The organism is Halolamina rubra (genome assembly GCF_000739555.1).
GTDB classification, from domain to species: Archaea; Halobacteriota; Halobacteria; order Halobacteriales; family Haloferacaceae; genus Halolamina; species Halolamina rubra.
The window spans coordinates 1-14,267 of the sequence record NZ_BBJN01000005.1 but is presented as its reverse complement, the minus strand read 5'-3'; the positions used below and the strand labels follow the sequence as shown (position 1 = coordinate 14,267).

Here is a 14,267-nt window from a genome sequence, read left to right as displayed (position 1 = left end):
TTCTCCCGACCTCACTCGAACAGGCTCGCCTCCCGTTCGTCCGAGAACGCCGGGTAGGTGACCCGACTCGGGGTCAGCCCTTGCTCGGCCCACATCGCCGCCGTCCCGAGGCTGATCCGGACGGGGTCGAGGAACGGCACGCCGAGGTCGTCGGCGACGCGGTCGTGGACCTGCATGAACGCGAGGCTCATGCAGCCCGGCACGACCGACTCGGCGCCGTCCTCCGCGACCGCCGCCTCGGCCGCCCGTACCATCTTCTGGACGATCTCCTCGGACTCGTGATCCACGTCGAGCACGCCCTGCTCGACGACGCGAACGCTCGCCAGGTGTTCGCCGAGCCCGTCGGCGAGGATCTGCCGGCGCTTCGACGCCGGCGTCGACCGGATCGTGAGACAGGAGAACCGGTCGGAGAGCTGGGCCGCGGTGTGGAACGTCGACGACGCGGGGCCGACGACGGGCTTGTCGACGAACTCCCGGGCCGCCGCGAGCCCGGGGTCGCCGAAGCAGCCGATGACGAACCCGTCGTAGTCGGCCTCGTGCTCCCTGAGCAGGCCGAGCAGGCTCCGCACGCACCACTCGTGTTCGACCTCGCTCTCGATCGAGAGCGGGCCGTCGTCGGCGTCGACGACGGTGACGCTGGCGTCGGTCAGTTCGTTGGCGATCGCCTCGCGGCGATCGAGCTCCGCGTCGTCCAGTCCCCGCCCCGGGACGAGGTAGACAATCTCTGTCACGGATGGATCTGACGGCTGTACCGCGATAAAGCTACCTCCGGTCCCGGAGCGCGGCGCCGACGTGGAGGTACCGGCCAGCGTGACGGGTATGGGTAGCTTTTCGTCGTTGTACGGTAACGTATCTCTATGACCGACAACTCCCCGGCGGACGCGTACCAACAGCTTCTCGACCGCGCGGAGCGGGTCGGGACGCTCGAAACGATGGACAACCTCCTGTTCTGGGACCAGCAGGTGATGATGCCCCCGGGCGGGACGCCCGCACGGTCGACCCAGCGCGGGCTCGTCTCCTCGCTGCAGCACGAGGCGCTCACCGGCGACGACGTGGAGGCGTGGCTCGACGCCGTCGACGGCGCCGACCTCGACGACGACCAGCAGGCCGTCGTCCGGGAGGTCCGGCGCGAGCACGAGCGTAAGGCGTCCGTCGACCAGGAGCTCACCGAGGAGATCAACTCGGTCATCTCCGAGGCCAACGACGCCTGGGAGGCGGCGAAAGCGAACGACGACTACGACACGTTCGCCCCCTACCTCGAGGAGCTACTGGAACTCAAGCGCGAGCAGGCGAACCAGATCAACCCGGACAAGGAGCCCTTCGCGGTCATGCTCGAGGAGTACGAGCCGTACGTCGGCGTCGACACCGCCGAGCGCGTGCTCGACAACCTGAAGGACGCGCTCGTCCCCCTCATCGAGGAGATCCGGGCGAGCGACGTCGACCCCTCGGGACCCTTCGTCGAGCGCGGCCCCTACGACGAGGACACCCAGATGGCGCTCTCGGAGGACGCGCTCTCGTTCGTCCAGTGTGACTGGGACCGCGCGCGGCTGGACACGTCGCCGCACCCGTTCTCCTACGGCAACCGGTACGACATGCGCATCACCACGCGGTTCCACGACCACTCGCCCGTCGACGGCCTCGACAGCTCGCTCCACGAGTACGGGCACGCGACGTACGAGATGGGGCTCGACGAGGACGCGTTCCCCGGCCCGCTGGGTCAGTCCCGGAGCCACTCGATCCACGAGTCCCAGAGCCGCTTCTGGGAGAACCACGTCGGCCGTTCCGAGGCGTTCTGGGAGCAGTTCCTCCCGATCGTCCAGAAGCACTTCCCGCGGCTCTCGGACGTGACGCCGCGGGAGGCGTACGAGGCCGCGAATCAGGTGTACGAGGACAACCTCACCCGCGTCGAGGCCGACGAGGTCACCTATCACCTCCACATCGTCGTCCGCTTCGAGATCGAGCGCGCGCTGCTCAACGGCGAGCTCGAGGTCGAGGACGTGCCCGAGGTCTGGAACGACAAGTACGAGCAGTACCTCGGTATCCGCCCCGAGAACGACAGCGAGGGCTGCCTGCAGGACATCCACTGGAGCATCGGCCGCATCGGCACGTTCCAGGGCTACTCGCTCGGGACGGTGTTCTCCGCCCAGCTCCAGCACTACCTCGAGGCGGACTTCGGCGAATCGCTCGAGGAGCTCGTTCGTGCCCAGCGCTTCGACGAGATCCGCGAGTGGATGGAGGAGCACGTCCACCAGCACGGGAAGCGCTACCAGACCGACGTGCTGCCCGAGGTCGCGACGGGCGAGCGACTCACCACGGAGTACTTCGTCGACCGCATCACGGAGAAGTACGCCGACATCTACGACCTGTAGCCCGCGACGCGAGACCCTGTAGCCGCCGACCCGGGAAGCCGCAACCACGACGACCCCGTCGGCGCCGCACCGACGGGGTCACATCTCGTCGACCGTTTCTACCCGCCAGCACGCGGCCGCGTGCTCGCCGTCCGCCGTCTCGTAGGCGTCGAGCCCCGGCTCCTCGAAACACTCCTCGGCCGCGAACGGACAGCGCGGCCGGAAGTTACAGCCCTCCGGCAGGTCGACGGGGTCCGGCGGCTCCCCCTCCAGCTGCGGTTCGGAGATGTTGTGCTCCGGGTTCGGCACCGGCACGGCGTCGAGCAGGGCGCGGGCGTAGGGGTGTTTCGGCCCCTTGATCAGCCGCTCCGTCGGCCCCCGCTCGACGACCTTCCCGAGGTACATCACGCTCGTCCGGTCGCACATCTGCCGGATCAGCGAGAGGTCGTGGGAGATGTACAGCGCGCCCATGTCGAGCTCGTCGACGAGTTTCCGGAGCAGGTTGAGGATGCTCGCCCGCACGGACACGTCGAGCATCGAGACCGGCTCGTCGGCGACGATGAACTTCGGCTCGAGGACGAGCGCGCGGGCGATGGAGACGCGCTGGCGTTCCCCGCCGGAGAGCTCGTGTGGGTGCTCGCCGATGTAGTTCTCCGGCGGCGTGAGCTCGGCCCGCTCGAGCGCCTCGTAGATGCGCTCGTCCTGGTTGTCGATGTCGTGGACCTCGAGCGGCTCGCGGATCCACTGCTCGACGGAGAACCGCGGGTTCAGCGACTCGTAGGGGTCCTGGAAGATCATCTGGACGTTGCGCCGGAACTCCTTGTGCTGGGCGTCGGACATCGAGGAGAGCTCCGTCCCGAGGAACTTGATCGAGCCGCCGGTGGGCTCCTGCAGCCCGATGAGCACCTCGCCCAGCGTCGACTTCCCGCAGCCGGACTCGCCGACCAGCCCCATCGTCTCGCCGCTCTCGATCGCCATGTCGACGCCGTCGACGGCTTTGACGTGTTTGGTGTCGCCGCCGATCAGCTGGTGGACGATCCCGGTGCTCTGTGGGAAATGCTTCTCCAGGCCCGCTACCTCCATGATGGGACCGTCGTAGTCCCAGTTCAGACTTTGTTCTGTGATAGCCATGTCTCGTCCTCGCCGGATCGGTCACGAATCTGTTCGAACGGCACCGGCTCGTGGCACCTGACGCGGTGGCCATCGACCGGCTCCCGTACTGGCACTTTCTCCTCGCACTCCGGCGCCGCGAACGGACACCGGGACGCGAACGGACAGCCCTCGAGCGGCTCCGAGAGGTCTGGCGGCGACCCCGGGATGCTGGTGAGGTCGCGCTTCTCGCCCTCGACGCTCGGGAACGCGTTCTGGAGCCCGAGCGTGTACGGGTGGTGGGCGTTGTTGAAGATCTCGTCGACGTTGCCGGCCTCCATCAGCTCGCCGCCGTACATCACCACCATGCTGTCACACGTCTCGGCGACGACGCTGATGTCGTGGGTGACCATCACCATCGAGTTGCCGAGCTCGCGCTGGAGCTCCTTGATCCGGTAGAGGATCTGCTCCTGGATGATCACGTCCAGCGCCGTCGTCGGCTCGTCGGCGATGATCAGGTCCGGGTCGAGCGCGAGGCTCATGGCGATGATCACGCGCTGGCGCATCCCGCCGGAGAGCTGGTGGGGGTAGTCCTCGACGCGGTCGGGGTCGAGCCCGACCAGCTCCATCAGCTCCCGGGAGCGCTCGTACGCCTCCGCGTCGGAGACGTCCCGGTGCTCCTGGATCGCCTCCCGGATCTGGTCTTTCACCCGGTAGACTGGGTCGAGACTGTTCATCGCGCTCTGGCTGATCATCGACATCCGCTCCCAGCGGATCTCGCGGCGCTGGCGGTTCGAGAGGTGGGTGATGTCCTGCCCGTCGAAGATGATCTCGCCGCCGGTGATCTCGCCGTTGTCCGGGAGCGCGCCCATGACCGCCTGGGCGAGCGTCGTCTTCCCGCAGCCGGACTCGCCCACGATGCCCAGCGTCTCGCCCTCCTCGAGGGTGAACGAGACGCCACGCACGGCTTCGACGGCCGGATCGCCCGCGTACGTCACGTGCAAGTCGTTGACTTCGAGTAGTGTCATGGCTCTTGGAGTTCCGGGTTCAGTTGCTCTTCGTAGCCGCGGCCGATCAGGAACGCCGAGATGACCGTCAGCATGATCGCGATGCCGGGCATCGTGAACCACCACCAGGCGTCCCGAGCCAGCGCCTGTGACTGCTGGGCGGACTGCAGCATCTGCCCCCACGTCACCGCGGTGGGATCGCCGAACCCGAGGTAGCTGATCGCCGCCTCGGTGAGGATCGCCCACGCGATCGCGAAGCTCCCGTAGAGGAACACCAGCGGGAGGACGTTGGGCGCGATGTGTCTGTAGATGATGCGTCGGTCGCTGGCGCCGACGGTTCGGGCGCTCTTGACGAACGGCTTCTCCTTGAGGTTCAGCACGTGCGAGCGGACGACGCGGGCGGTCTGTCGCCACAGCAGCAGCGCGATCGCGCCGACGATCGTCCACTTCGAGGGCTCCCACAGCGCCACGAGCACGATGATGAACGGGGTGAACGGGATGCCGTACGCGAAGTCCACCAGCCGCATCAGCGCGTCGTCGACGTAGCCGCCGTAGTAGCCCGCGACCAACCCCACGTTCATGCCGACGAACGCGACGCTGATCGCGCTGAGCAGGCCGATCTGCAGCGCCGGGCGGGCGCCGAAGACGAGCTGACTGAAGATGTCCCGGCCCGCGCTGTCGGTGCCGAGCGGGTGCTCGGCGCTGGGCGGGGCCAGCGAGTTGCCGTAGTCCGTCTCGGTCGGCTCGTACGGCGCGATCACCGGCGCGAAGATCGCGACGAGGACGATCGCGAGCAGGATGAGGATGCCCGCGAGCCCCATCGGTTCGCGCTTGAGGAAGGCGAGCCGTCGACGCCACGCGTCCGCCTGGCGTTCGCGCCACGTCGAGAGTTCCGTGTCGAGGGCGTCGACGTTCGACTCCGAGTCGAGGGCCGTTTTGTTCTGGTCACTCATGTGTCAGTCGTAGGTGATCCGCGGATCGAGGTAGCCGTACGCCAAGTCCGCGAGGAAGTTCGCTACCAGTACCAGCCCGGCGAGGATCAGGAACGTCGCCTGTGCCACCGGGTAGTCGTTCGCGATCACCGCCCGGACCATCTCCCGACCAAGCCCCGGCCACGCGAACACGGTTTCGAGGACGACGCTGCCGCCGACCGCGAACCCCGCGGCGACGGCAAACGCCGTCACGATCGGGAGCAGCGCGTTCCGGGCGGCGTGTTTCAGCATCACCGAGAAGTCGCTGATCCCCTTCAGCTCCGCGAAGTCGACGAAGTCCTCGTTCATCACTTCGAGCATGCTGTTGCGCATCAGCAGCGCGGGCAGGCTGTAGAAGTAAAAGGCCTGGACGAGCGCCGGCAGGATCAGGTGTCGGAGGAAGCTCGGGCTGGTGAACTGCGCCAGCTTGCTGGAGTAGGTCACCCCGGGCTGGGACATCGACCCCGCCGGGAGCCAGCCGAGCTTGAACGAGAAGATCCAGATGCCGAGCAGCCCGGTCCAGAACACCGGCGCGCTGCGGGAGATCAGCGCGAACACGACGCCGAAGCGCTCCCGTTTCGTCCCGCGGTTCCACGCGAGGTACGCGCCGAAGGGGACGCCGATCAGGTACGCCAGGATGACGGAGGTGCCCATCAGCACGAGCGTGTTCCAGATCCGGTCCTGGATGATCCCCCAGACGGGGTCGCCCGTGATGTAGGAGAGGCCGAAGTTGAACGTCACCAGGCTGGTCATGTACTTCCAGTACTGGACGTGGATCGGCTGGTCGAGCCCGAACGTCGCCCGTATCTGGGCCGCCTGTTCCTGGGTGAACCCCGTGCCGATGTACGCCGCGAGCGGATCGCCGGGCGCCGCCCGAAACAGGAAAAACAGCATCGTCGCTATCGCGAAGTAGAGCACGACGATCTGGATGATACGTCTCGTGACGAATTCTTTTAGTCCCATTATCTAAAGAAATGAGGACTAGGGTTTGTCGTCCCCGTCGATCTCGGTGTTGTCGGCGGGCATGTACAGCATGCCGTCGCTCTCGTCCCAGACGAAGCCGGCCTCGATGAGCTCGTTGGCGGCGGCCTGCAGGCTGAACTCGTAGCGCTCGAGCTCGTCGTTGTGCCAGCTCTCCAGCGCCGAGGACACCAGGGTGTTCGGGGCGATCGACCCCCAGCCGCCGTAGATGTCGTTGACGATCGTCTCCTTGTCGAACCGGTGGTTCATCGCGCGGCGGAACCCGTCGATGTGGAACGGTGGCCGGTCGTTGTTGTAGGAGATCTGCTTGAACCCGACCGTCGTCGTCGCCGCCATCGAGAGGCTGTCGTTGGCGTCGACGCGGTCGCGGAGCACGTCCTTGTCGCCGCGGTAGTTCGCCAGCATGTCCAGAGTGCCGTTCTCGAGCTGGGTCAGCATCGTCTGGACGCTGGGGATGATCCGGGAGTTGCGCGCCTCGTAGGCGATCGGGTCGAAGTGGTCGTCGAACCGCTCCAGGCGGACCTCCTCCGAGGAGCGCCAGTGGACGAACTCCATCGGCCCGGAGCCGAGCGGCTCCTCCTCCTGGTACAGCATCGGGTTCTCGACGTCCATCCGGTTCTCGATGATGTCGGTCCACTTGTGCTTGGGGATGATCGCGATGCGGCCCATCGCCGCCATCGGGAACGGCGCGAAGTGGTAGTCGAAGCTGAACTCGACGGTGTGGTCGTCGACGACCGTGATCTCGTTGACCGGCTCGACCGGCCCCGAGAAGTACGTCGAGTAGTCGCGGTGGATGTTGTAGCTGTACTTCACGTCCTCGGCGGTGACGGGCTCGCCGTCGTGGAACGTGTGTCCTTCCTTGATCGGGACTTCGAGCGTCGTGTCGTCCTTCCAGTTGAACTCCTCCGCCAGCCGGGGCTCGGGCAGCGCGGACTCGTTGGGCCACGCGAGGCGGTCCCAGATCATCCGGTGCTGGATCATGTCGATCTCGCCGGACTGGTCGAACGGGTTGAGCGCCTGCAGCTCCTGATCGTAGGCGATGTTGAGCTCCGTCCGGTCGCCGGTGGGCTCGATGTTCGAGAACGTCAGCATGTTCACCGCGCCCATCCCGTTGAGCTCGACGACGCCGTCCCAGCGCTCGCTGTTCCACGGGATCGTCTTGTCCGGGTACATGAGGAACGTGCTCGGCCCCCGGTCGTGGAAGATCTGCTGGCACTCCTTGATCAGCTCCTCGCGGGCGGCCTGGTCCAGCTCCTCGCGCTGGGCCATCACCTTCTCGTCGTACTCCTCGTCCTCCCAGAAGTAGTAGTTGTACCCCTGCTGGAAGCTCGAGTGGCCCATCTGGACCGAGAACTCGTCGGGGTCGAGCCGGGACGGCCGTCCGACCATCTGCCAGAACGTCATGTCCCAGTCGGTGCCGTCCCAGACCGTCGAGGACTGGGAGGGCCACGTCATCGTCTCGACGGTCGTGTCGAGGCCGAGCTTGGCGATCTCCTCGCTGACGAACATCGACGTCTCGTGGTCGTCGGGCTGTGCGTCCGGCGGGTTGACGATCAGGGTGAGCTCCGGGATCGCCTGCGCCTCGTCCAGTTCGCTCTGGGGGACGACGTTCTCGGAGGGGACCTGGAACCCCTCCATCTGGACGGTGTCGTCGCCGCCGCCGCCCGCGACGGTCTCGGTGTCGGTGTCGTCGCCGCCGCCGCCGCCGTCGCCTGCACAGCCGGCGAACGATGCGAGCGTCACCGTCGCGCCCACCGCGCCGGTCTTCTTCAGGAAGTTGCGCCTCTGTAACGGGTTGTCGGGTGGCTGGTCGGTCATGGGCTGACGTTTGGACCTACATGTCATGGTATATAGTACCTTGGGTTGTGGTCACATACCGGACAGTACAGTCAGCCGCGAACGCGGCCGAACTAATCCCGGAGGGGCGCATAGAGATATGGTGGTGGGCGCCGACGGACGGGATATGCGAGCAGTCCACATCGTCGACAGTGGTGCGCCGGAGGACGTACTGGAGATCCGCGACGTACCGCGGCCCGAGCCCGGGCCGGGGGAGGTCAGGCTCGCGGTCCAGGCGTGTGCGCTCCAGCACGCGGACGTGTTCGCCCGGACGGGTCACCCCGAGATCGAGGACGAGTTCCCGAAACGCCCGGGCACGGAGATGGCGGGCGTCGTCGACGCGGTCGGCGACGGCGTCGACGACTGGACGCCGGGCGACCGCGTCAACGTCTACCACCACGTGAGCTGCGGGGAGTGTGAGTTCTGCGAGCGCGGCGAGCAGACCATGTGTCCCCACGACCGGAAGTTCGGGAGCGACTTCCCCGGCGGGCTGGCGGAGTACGTCGCGGTGCCCGCCGACAACCTCGAAGCCGTGCCCGCGGGCGTCGACATGGAGACGGCGGCCGCGTGGCCCTCCTCGTTCACGACGGCGTGGCGGATGCTCGTCAGCGGCGGGGGGCTGCAGCCGAGCGAGTCGGCGCTGATCCTCGGCGCCAGCGGCGGCGTCGGCCACGCCGCGCTCCAGCTGGCCGACCGGATCGGCGCCGAGGTGTACGCGACGACCTCGGCCGACTGGAAAGCCGAGCAGGCGGCCGAGTGGGCCGAGGACGTGATCGACTACACCCAGGAACCGTTCGACGAGCGCGTGGTCGAACTCACCGACGGCCGCGGGGTGGACCTCGTCGCCGACCACGTTGGCCAGGAGACGTGGCAGCGGTCCATCGACAGCCTCGCGACCGGCGGGCGCATGGTGATCTGCGGCGCCACCTCCGGCGCGGATCCGGACATCGACATCCGCTCGGTGTACCAGCGCCACCGGCGCATCCTCGGGACGCCGATGGGGAACCGTCGGGACTTCCGCGCCGCGGGCCGGCTGATCGCCCGCGGGGAGGTGGCCCCGGTGATCGACCGCGTGCTGCCGCTCGACCGTGTCGCCGAGGGCCACCGCGCGATCGAGAACCGCGAGGTGTTCGGCAAGGTCGTCGTGACGCCCGGGGCCTGACCCCGCCGCGGCGGGGAGTGCGCCCCACGACAGCTTTTTGTGGTGTGACTTGACTTACCAACACGATGTCTCAGCAGCGCACCGGCGAGAAGTCGCTGGACCAGTACGAATCACGGCTCACCGACGCGGTGTCGATCGACGAACCCTGGGCCCTCCTCGAGGAGTTCGCCGATCTCGAGCGCGTCTCGGGCACCGAAGACGAGCGCCGCGCGGCCGAGTACCTCACCGGCCGCCTCGACGAATTCGGCGTCGACTACGAGCGCTACGACCCGGAGCTCTACATCAGTCAGCCCCACAGCGCGTCGATCACCGTCGACGACGGCGTCTTCGAGCCGGGGCCGGTGAAAACCGTCGCGTTCTCGGCGGCGCGGGCGGTGACCGGCGAGCTCGTCTACGTCGGCGAGGCCGAGCAGAGCGACGTGGGCGCCGACGACGGGAGCCAATACCACGCGGTGAACGTCACGCGACCCTACGCCGACGTGGGCGACCTCTCCGGGAAGATCGCGCTCACCGCGGCCGGGAGCCTCTCGATCCGGGCGACCCGGGTGCTCGAGGAGAAAGGCGCCGCCGGCGTGATCGCGATCCACGAGAACGAGCGCGAACCGCACGACGGGATCGCCACCTCCGTCTGGGGTGGCGCGCCCCCCTACGACGAGAAGGAGCGGATCCCCGACCTCCCGATCGCGAACGTCACCCGGCCCGACGGCGACGAACTGCGGTCGTACGCCGACGCGGACGAGTACCACGAAGTCACCCTGGAGACGGACACGACGACCGACTGGATGGCCTGCCCCATCGTCGAGGCGCGGATCGAGGCCGGCGACGCCGACCCCGACGACGACGACTTCGTCCTCCTCCACGGCCACTACGACTCCTGGGCGGTCGGCATCGCCGACAACGCGACGGGCGACGCCGGCCTGCTGGAACTCGCCCGCGTGTTCGACGCACACAGCGACGATCTCCAGCGCGATCTCCGCGTGTGCTGGTGGCCCGGCCACTCGACGGGTCGCTACGCCGGTTCGACCTGGTACGCCGACGAGTTCGCGATGGATCTCGTCGAGGACTGCGTCGCCCACGTCGACATGGACAGCCCGGGCGCGAAGGGCTCCACCGAGTACGTCGACATGGCCTGCTGGATGCCGGAGATGCACGGCGTCGTCGCCGGGGCGATCGAGGACGCCACGGGGGCGCCCTACAGCGAGAACCGGCCCCGGCGGGCCGGCGACTACTCGTTCAACAACCTCGGGCTCTCGGGCGCGTTCACGCTCTCCTCGAACATCCCTGCCGACGTGCGGGAGACGATGCGCTGGCACACCGTCGGCGGCTGCGGCGGCAACGCCGACGCCTGGCACCTCAGCACCGACACGATCGACAAGGCCGGCAAGCCCGAACTGATCAGGGACATCCAGATGTACGCGGTGCTGGTCTCGCGCCTGCTCCGTGCCGACGTGCTGCCCCACGACCACGCCCGGAACGTCGAGCGCCACCGCTCGATCGTCGCCGACTACGACGACCTCGCGGGGGAGGCGTTCGACTTCGGCCCGACGCTCGAGGCGCTCGACTCGGTCGCCGACGCCGTCGACGCGTTCTACGACGCCGTCGAGGCCGGCGAGATCGATCACGAGGTCGCGAACGAGACGATCAAGACGCTCTCGCGGACGCTGACGCGGCTCAACTTCGTCAGCGACGGCCAGTTCGAGCAGGACCCCGCCTACAACCGGCCGCCGTACCCGCGCTTCGAGAACACGTCGCTGTTCGACGTGTACGACGAGAGCGACGACGAGTACCGGTTCCTCCAGGTCGAGCTCCAGCGCGCACAGAACGACGCGGTGTTCGAACTACGGCGGCTGCGGGACGAACTGCCGAACTGACGCTCCCGAACTCGTTTTCAGTCGAACAGCGCGTCGTCGAGTTCGACGCCCAGCCCCGGCCCCTCCGGCACCGGCGTGTCGGCCGCCCGCTCGATCGAGCGATCCACCGGGTCCTCCGCGATCAGGTTCGCGCCCAGCTCCGCCGCCGAGGAGAGCGACGGCAGCACCGACGCGACGTGGAGGTTCGCCGCGACGCCGAGGGATGTCTCGAACGCGCTGATCAGCGTCACCGGGAGCCCGGCGTCGGCCGCGAGCTCGCCCATCCGGACGATCTCGAGCAACGAGCCCGCTTTCGCGAGCTTCGCACACACTCCCGACACCGCCGCCGGCTCGCGGGTGAGTTCGCGCACCTCGTCGACGCCGTGGACCGCCTCGTCGGCGAACACCGGCACCCCGCGGTTGGTCCGCAGCGCGCGCAGGTCGCCGATGGCGTCGGCGGCGACGGGCTGTTCGTAGTACTCCACGTACGCCTGGCGCTCGATCCGGTCGATCGCGCTCGTGGCCCGCTCGTAGGACTCCCAGCCCGTGTTGGCGTCGGCGCGGACGAACACGTCGTTGGGGTCGGCGCGCTCGGCCAACACCCGCGTGACCGCGTTGATCCGCGCGACCGAGGTCTCGAGGTCGGGCGTCACCTTGATTTTGAACGTCCGGAACCCGGCGTCGAAGGCGTCGACGGCGTTCGACGCCACCGTCTCCGGTGGGAGCGCGCCCGAGGCGAACGCCAGCGGGATCGAGTCCCGGCGGGCCTGCCCGAGCAGCGTCCGGACGGGCACCTCCAGCTGCTTCGCCCGGAGGTCGAGCAGCGCCATCTCCACGGCCGAACTGGCGCCGGGGTTGCCCGGGAGCCGGTTCGCGAGCGCCCGGCAGTCACCCAGCGCCTCGTCGACGGGCTTGCCCTCGATCGCCGGGACGAACTCCGAGCGGACGATCGCCGCCATCGTCGCGGCGGTGTCGCCGGTGAACCACTTCAGCGCCGACCCCTCGCCGTAGCCGGTCTCCTCGCCCGCCCGTACTCGCACGAACACGTGCTGTGTGGGGCTCTGGTCGTCGTACGACGTGGGGAACGCGTCGGCGTACGGGATCTCGCGACTCACGACATCGACACTCGTTATCATGCCACAACCACTGCGAACGACCCAATTAAGCGTTCCGGCGCTCCGGCCGTGTCAGTTACCCCCATACGAGTATTCAAATAGTTCGGTTCGCAACACAACTCCGTATGAGTGAGACAGTCACGGACAGGAGTGCGCTGAGCGACGTGGAGCAACGGGTCGTCGACGAGATCTCGATCGAGGAGCCCTGGAGCCTCTTAGAGGAGTTCTCGGAGCTGAACCGGCTCTCCGGCTCCGAGGACGAACGGGCCGCCGCCGCGTACCTGACCGACCGACTCGCGGCCAACGGCGTCGACTACAACCGCTACGACCCGGAGCTCTACATCAGCCAGCCACACGACGCGACGATCCGGACACTGAACAAGACGTTCGAGCCGGGGATCGTGAAAACTGTCGGCTTCTCGGCGTCGACGACGGTGCGGGGCGAGGTCGAGTACGTCGGCACCGCGAGCAGCGACCTCGTCGACGACGGCGAGGCGGGCCCGCGCGAGCCGTTCGCCGAACTCGACGACCTCGAGGGCCGGATCGCGTTGGTCGACGGCGGCAGCTTCTCCATCGGCGCCACCACCGTGCTGGAGGAGAAGGGTGCCGGCGGCGTGATCGCGATCCACGAACACCGCCGGGAGCCACACGACGGCATCGCCACGCCCGTCTGGGGCGGCGCGCCGCCGTACGACGAGAAGGAGCGCATCCCGGACGTGCCGATCGCGAACGTCACCAAACACGACGGCGAGATCCTTCGCGACTGGGCCGAGAGCGAGGAGGGGCTCGAACTCGAGCTCTCGACGGACCTCACGACCGACTGGATGGAGTGCCCCATCGTCGAGGCACGGATCGAGGGCGGCGCCGCCGACACCGACGACTTCCTGCTGCTCCACGGCCACTACGACTCCTGGTACGTGGGGATCACCGACAACGCCACCGGCGACGCCGGGATGCTGGAGCTCGCCCGCGTCCTCGAGGCCCACAGCGACGACCTGCAGCGCGACGTCCGGATCTGCTGGTGGCCCGCACACTCGACCGGCCGCTACGCCGGCTCGACGTGGTACACCGACGAGCACGCCCTCGAGATCGCCGAGAACTGCGTCGCCCAGGTCAACATGGACAGCCCGGGCGCGAAGGACTCCGCGGAGTACACCGACATGTCCTGCTGGACGCCCGAGGCCCACGGGCTGGTGACCGACGCCATCGACGACGTGGCCGGCATCCCCTCGGCGGAGCAGTTCCCGCCGCGGGCTGGCGACTACTCCTTCGACAACATCGGCGTGACCGGCTTCTTCATGCTCGGCTCGAACATCCCGAAGGAGATCCGCGACGAGCGCGGCTACCACCCGGTCGGGGGTTGCGGCGGCAACTCCGACGCCTGGCACGTCTCGACGGACACGCTCGACAAGGCCGGGAAGGACGAACTCCTGCGGGACATCCGCATCTACGCGGTCAGCATCCTGCGCGTGCTGAACGCGGAACTGCTGCCGTTCGACCACACGCGCTACGCCGAGCGACTGATCGACCACGTCGAGGAGTACGACGACGCCGCGGGCGACCAGTTCGACTTCGAGCCGACGCTCGCGGAGCTCAGGGCGCTCCGTGACGAGATCGAGGCGTTCCGGGAGCGGGCGGAAGCCGGCGAGATCGACGCCGAGACCGCCAACAGTGCGATCACCGACCTCTCGCGCACGCTGACCCGGCTCTACCTCGTAGAGGACGGCCAGTTCGAGCAGGACCCCGCGACGAGCCGGAACCCCGTTCCGCGGTACGACCCGGCCCACGACTTCGCCCGCCTCGACGGCGACGACGCCCGGTTCCTGCAGGTCCAGCTGAAGCGAGCACAGAACGAGACCGTCCACGAGCTCCGGCAGGCACGCGACCGCCTCCCGAACTGACGGCGGC

Annotated in this window: 11 protein-coding genes; 4 read left to right on the top strand and 7 right to left on the bottom strand. The window is 68.0% G+C overall.

Going from position 1 to position 14,267, the window contains the following annotated elements; all coding sequences use genetic code 11:
• Window positions 1-11: 11 nt before the first annotated feature.
• Entirely contained in the window at window positions 12-731 is a 720-nt protein-coding gene (locus tag ACP95_RS00885) for an aspartate/glutamate racemase family protein (protein ID WP_049979403.1), read from the bottom strand.
• 126 nt (window positions 732-857) lie between these two features.
• On the opposite strand from ACP95_RS00885, the gene ACP95_RS00880 reads away from it, so the two are divergent.
• Window positions 858-2,369 carry a carboxypeptidase M32 gene (locus ACP95_RS00880; RefSeq protein ID WP_049979402.1) on the top strand — a complete coding sequence of 504 codons (1,512 nt, stop codon included), beginning with the start codon at window positions 858-860 and terminating at the stop codon, window positions 2,367-2,369.
• A gap of 78 nt (window positions 2,370-2,447) precedes the next feature.
• Here ACP95_RS00880 and ACP95_RS16215 read toward each other — a convergent pair whose 3' ends face one another.
• From ACP95_RS16215 to ACP95_RS00855, 5 genes are read right to left on the bottom strand one after another with little or no spacing between them, the layout of a single operon-like run.
• Window positions 2,448-3,479, bottom strand: a complete 1,032-nt coding sequence (locus tag ACP95_RS16215) for an ABC transporter ATP-binding protein (RefSeq protein WP_082224519.1) — start codon at window positions 3,477-3,479, stop codon at window positions 2,448-2,450.
• Window positions 3,455-4,465 carry an ABC transporter ATP-binding protein gene (locus tag ACP95_RS16210; protein ID WP_049979400.1) on the bottom strand — a complete coding sequence of 337 codons (1,011 nt, stop codon included), beginning with the start codon at window positions 4,463-4,465 and terminating at the stop codon, window positions 3,455-3,457. The genes ACP95_RS16215 and ACP95_RS16210 overlap by 25 nt, the downstream gene beginning before the upstream one ends.
• On the bottom strand, window positions 4,462-5,397 hold the full coding sequence (locus tag ACP95_RS00865) for an ABC transporter permease (protein WP_049979399.1): 936 nt from the start codon (window positions 5,395-5,397) through the stop codon (window positions 4,462-4,464). The genes ACP95_RS16210 and ACP95_RS00865 overlap by 4 nt, the downstream gene beginning before the upstream one ends.
• 3 nt (window positions 5,398-5,400) lie before the next feature.
• The gene (locus ACP95_RS00860; RefSeq protein ID WP_049979398.1) at window positions 5,401-6,378 is read right to left on the bottom strand and encodes an ABC transporter permease; all 978 of its coding nucleotides are present in this window, start codon (window positions 6,376-6,378) and stop codon (window positions 5,401-5,403) included.
• A gap of 18 nt (window positions 6,379-6,396) precedes the next feature.
• Window positions 6,397-8,214 (bottom strand): ABC transporter substrate-binding protein, encoded by a 1,818-nt coding sequence (locus tag ACP95_RS00855; protein WP_049979397.1) that lies wholly within the window; start codon window positions 8,212-8,214, stop codon window positions 6,397-6,399.
• A 145-nt stretch (window positions 8,215-8,359) separates the two neighbouring features.
• Here ACP95_RS00855 and ACP95_RS00850 point away from each other — a divergent pair, with 145 nt between their 5' ends.
• Together ACP95_RS00850 and ACP95_RS00845 are read left to right on the top strand one after the other, a co-directional pair.
• Window positions 8,360-9,394, top strand: coding sequence for a zinc-binding dehydrogenase (locus ACP95_RS00850; protein ID WP_049979396.1), 1,035 nt, complete (start codon window positions 8,360-8,362; stop codon window positions 9,392-9,394).
• Window positions 9,395-9,459: 65 nt separating this feature from the next.
• Window positions 9,460-11,265 carry a M28 family metallopeptidase gene (locus ACP95_RS00845; protein WP_049979395.1) on the top strand — a complete coding sequence of 602 codons (1,806 nt, stop codon included), beginning with the start codon at window positions 9,460-9,462 and terminating at the stop codon, window positions 11,263-11,265.
• 17 nt (window positions 11,266-11,282) lie between these two features.
• Here ACP95_RS00845 and ACP95_RS00840 read toward each other — a convergent pair whose 3' ends face one another.
• Window positions 11,283-12,380, bottom strand: coding sequence for a mandelate racemase/muconate lactonizing enzyme family protein (locus ACP95_RS00840; protein ID WP_049979394.1), 1,098 nt, complete (start codon window positions 12,378-12,380; stop codon window positions 11,283-11,285).
• A gap of 104 nt (window positions 12,381-12,484) precedes the next feature.
• Between ACP95_RS00840 and ACP95_RS00835 the strand changes: the two genes are divergently transcribed.
• Window positions 12,485-14,260: a M28 family peptidase gene (locus ACP95_RS00835; RefSeq protein WP_049979393.1), complete on the top strand. Its 1,776-nt coding sequence runs from the start codon at window positions 12,485-12,487 to the stop codon at window positions 14,258-14,260.
• Window positions 14,261-14,267 lie beyond the last annotated feature (7 nt).

Coding starts and splice junctions, on each gene's coding strand:
- ACP95_RS00840 (WP_049979394.1), bottom strand. CDS start 12,380: ATGATAACGAGTGTCGATGTCGTGAGTCGCGAGATCCCGTACGCCGAC.
- ACP95_RS00850 (WP_049979396.1), top strand. CDS start 8,360: ATGCGAGCAGTCCACATCGTCGACAGTGGTGCGCCGGAGGACGTACTG.
- ACP95_RS16215 (WP_082224519.1), bottom strand. CDS start 3,479: ATGGCTATCACAGAACAAAGTCTGAACTGGGACTACGACGGTCCCATC.
- ACP95_RS00845 (WP_049979395.1), top strand. CDS start 9,460: ATGTCTCAGCAGCGCACCGGCGAGAAGTCGCTGGACCAGTACGAATCA.
- ACP95_RS16210 (WP_049979400.1), bottom strand. CDS start 4,465: ATGACACTACTCGAAGTCAACGACTTGCACGTGACGTACGCGGGCGAT.
- ACP95_RS00880 (WP_049979402.1), top strand. CDS start 858: ATGACCGACAACTCCCCGGCGGACGCGTACCAACAGCTTCTCGACCGC.
- ACP95_RS00865 (WP_049979399.1), bottom strand. CDS start 5,397: ATGAGTGACCAGAACAAAACGGCCCTCGACTCGGAGTCGAACGTCGAC.
- ACP95_RS00860 (WP_049979398.1), bottom strand. CDS start 6,378: ATGGGACTAAAAGAATTCGTCACGAGACGTATCATCCAGATCGTCGTG.
- ACP95_RS00835 (WP_049979393.1), top strand. CDS start 12,485: ATGAGTGAGACAGTCACGGACAGGAGTGCGCTGAGCGACGTGGAGCAA.
- ACP95_RS00855 (WP_049979397.1), bottom strand. CDS start 8,214: ATGACCGACCAGCCACCCGACAACCCGTTACAGAGGCGCAACTTCCTG.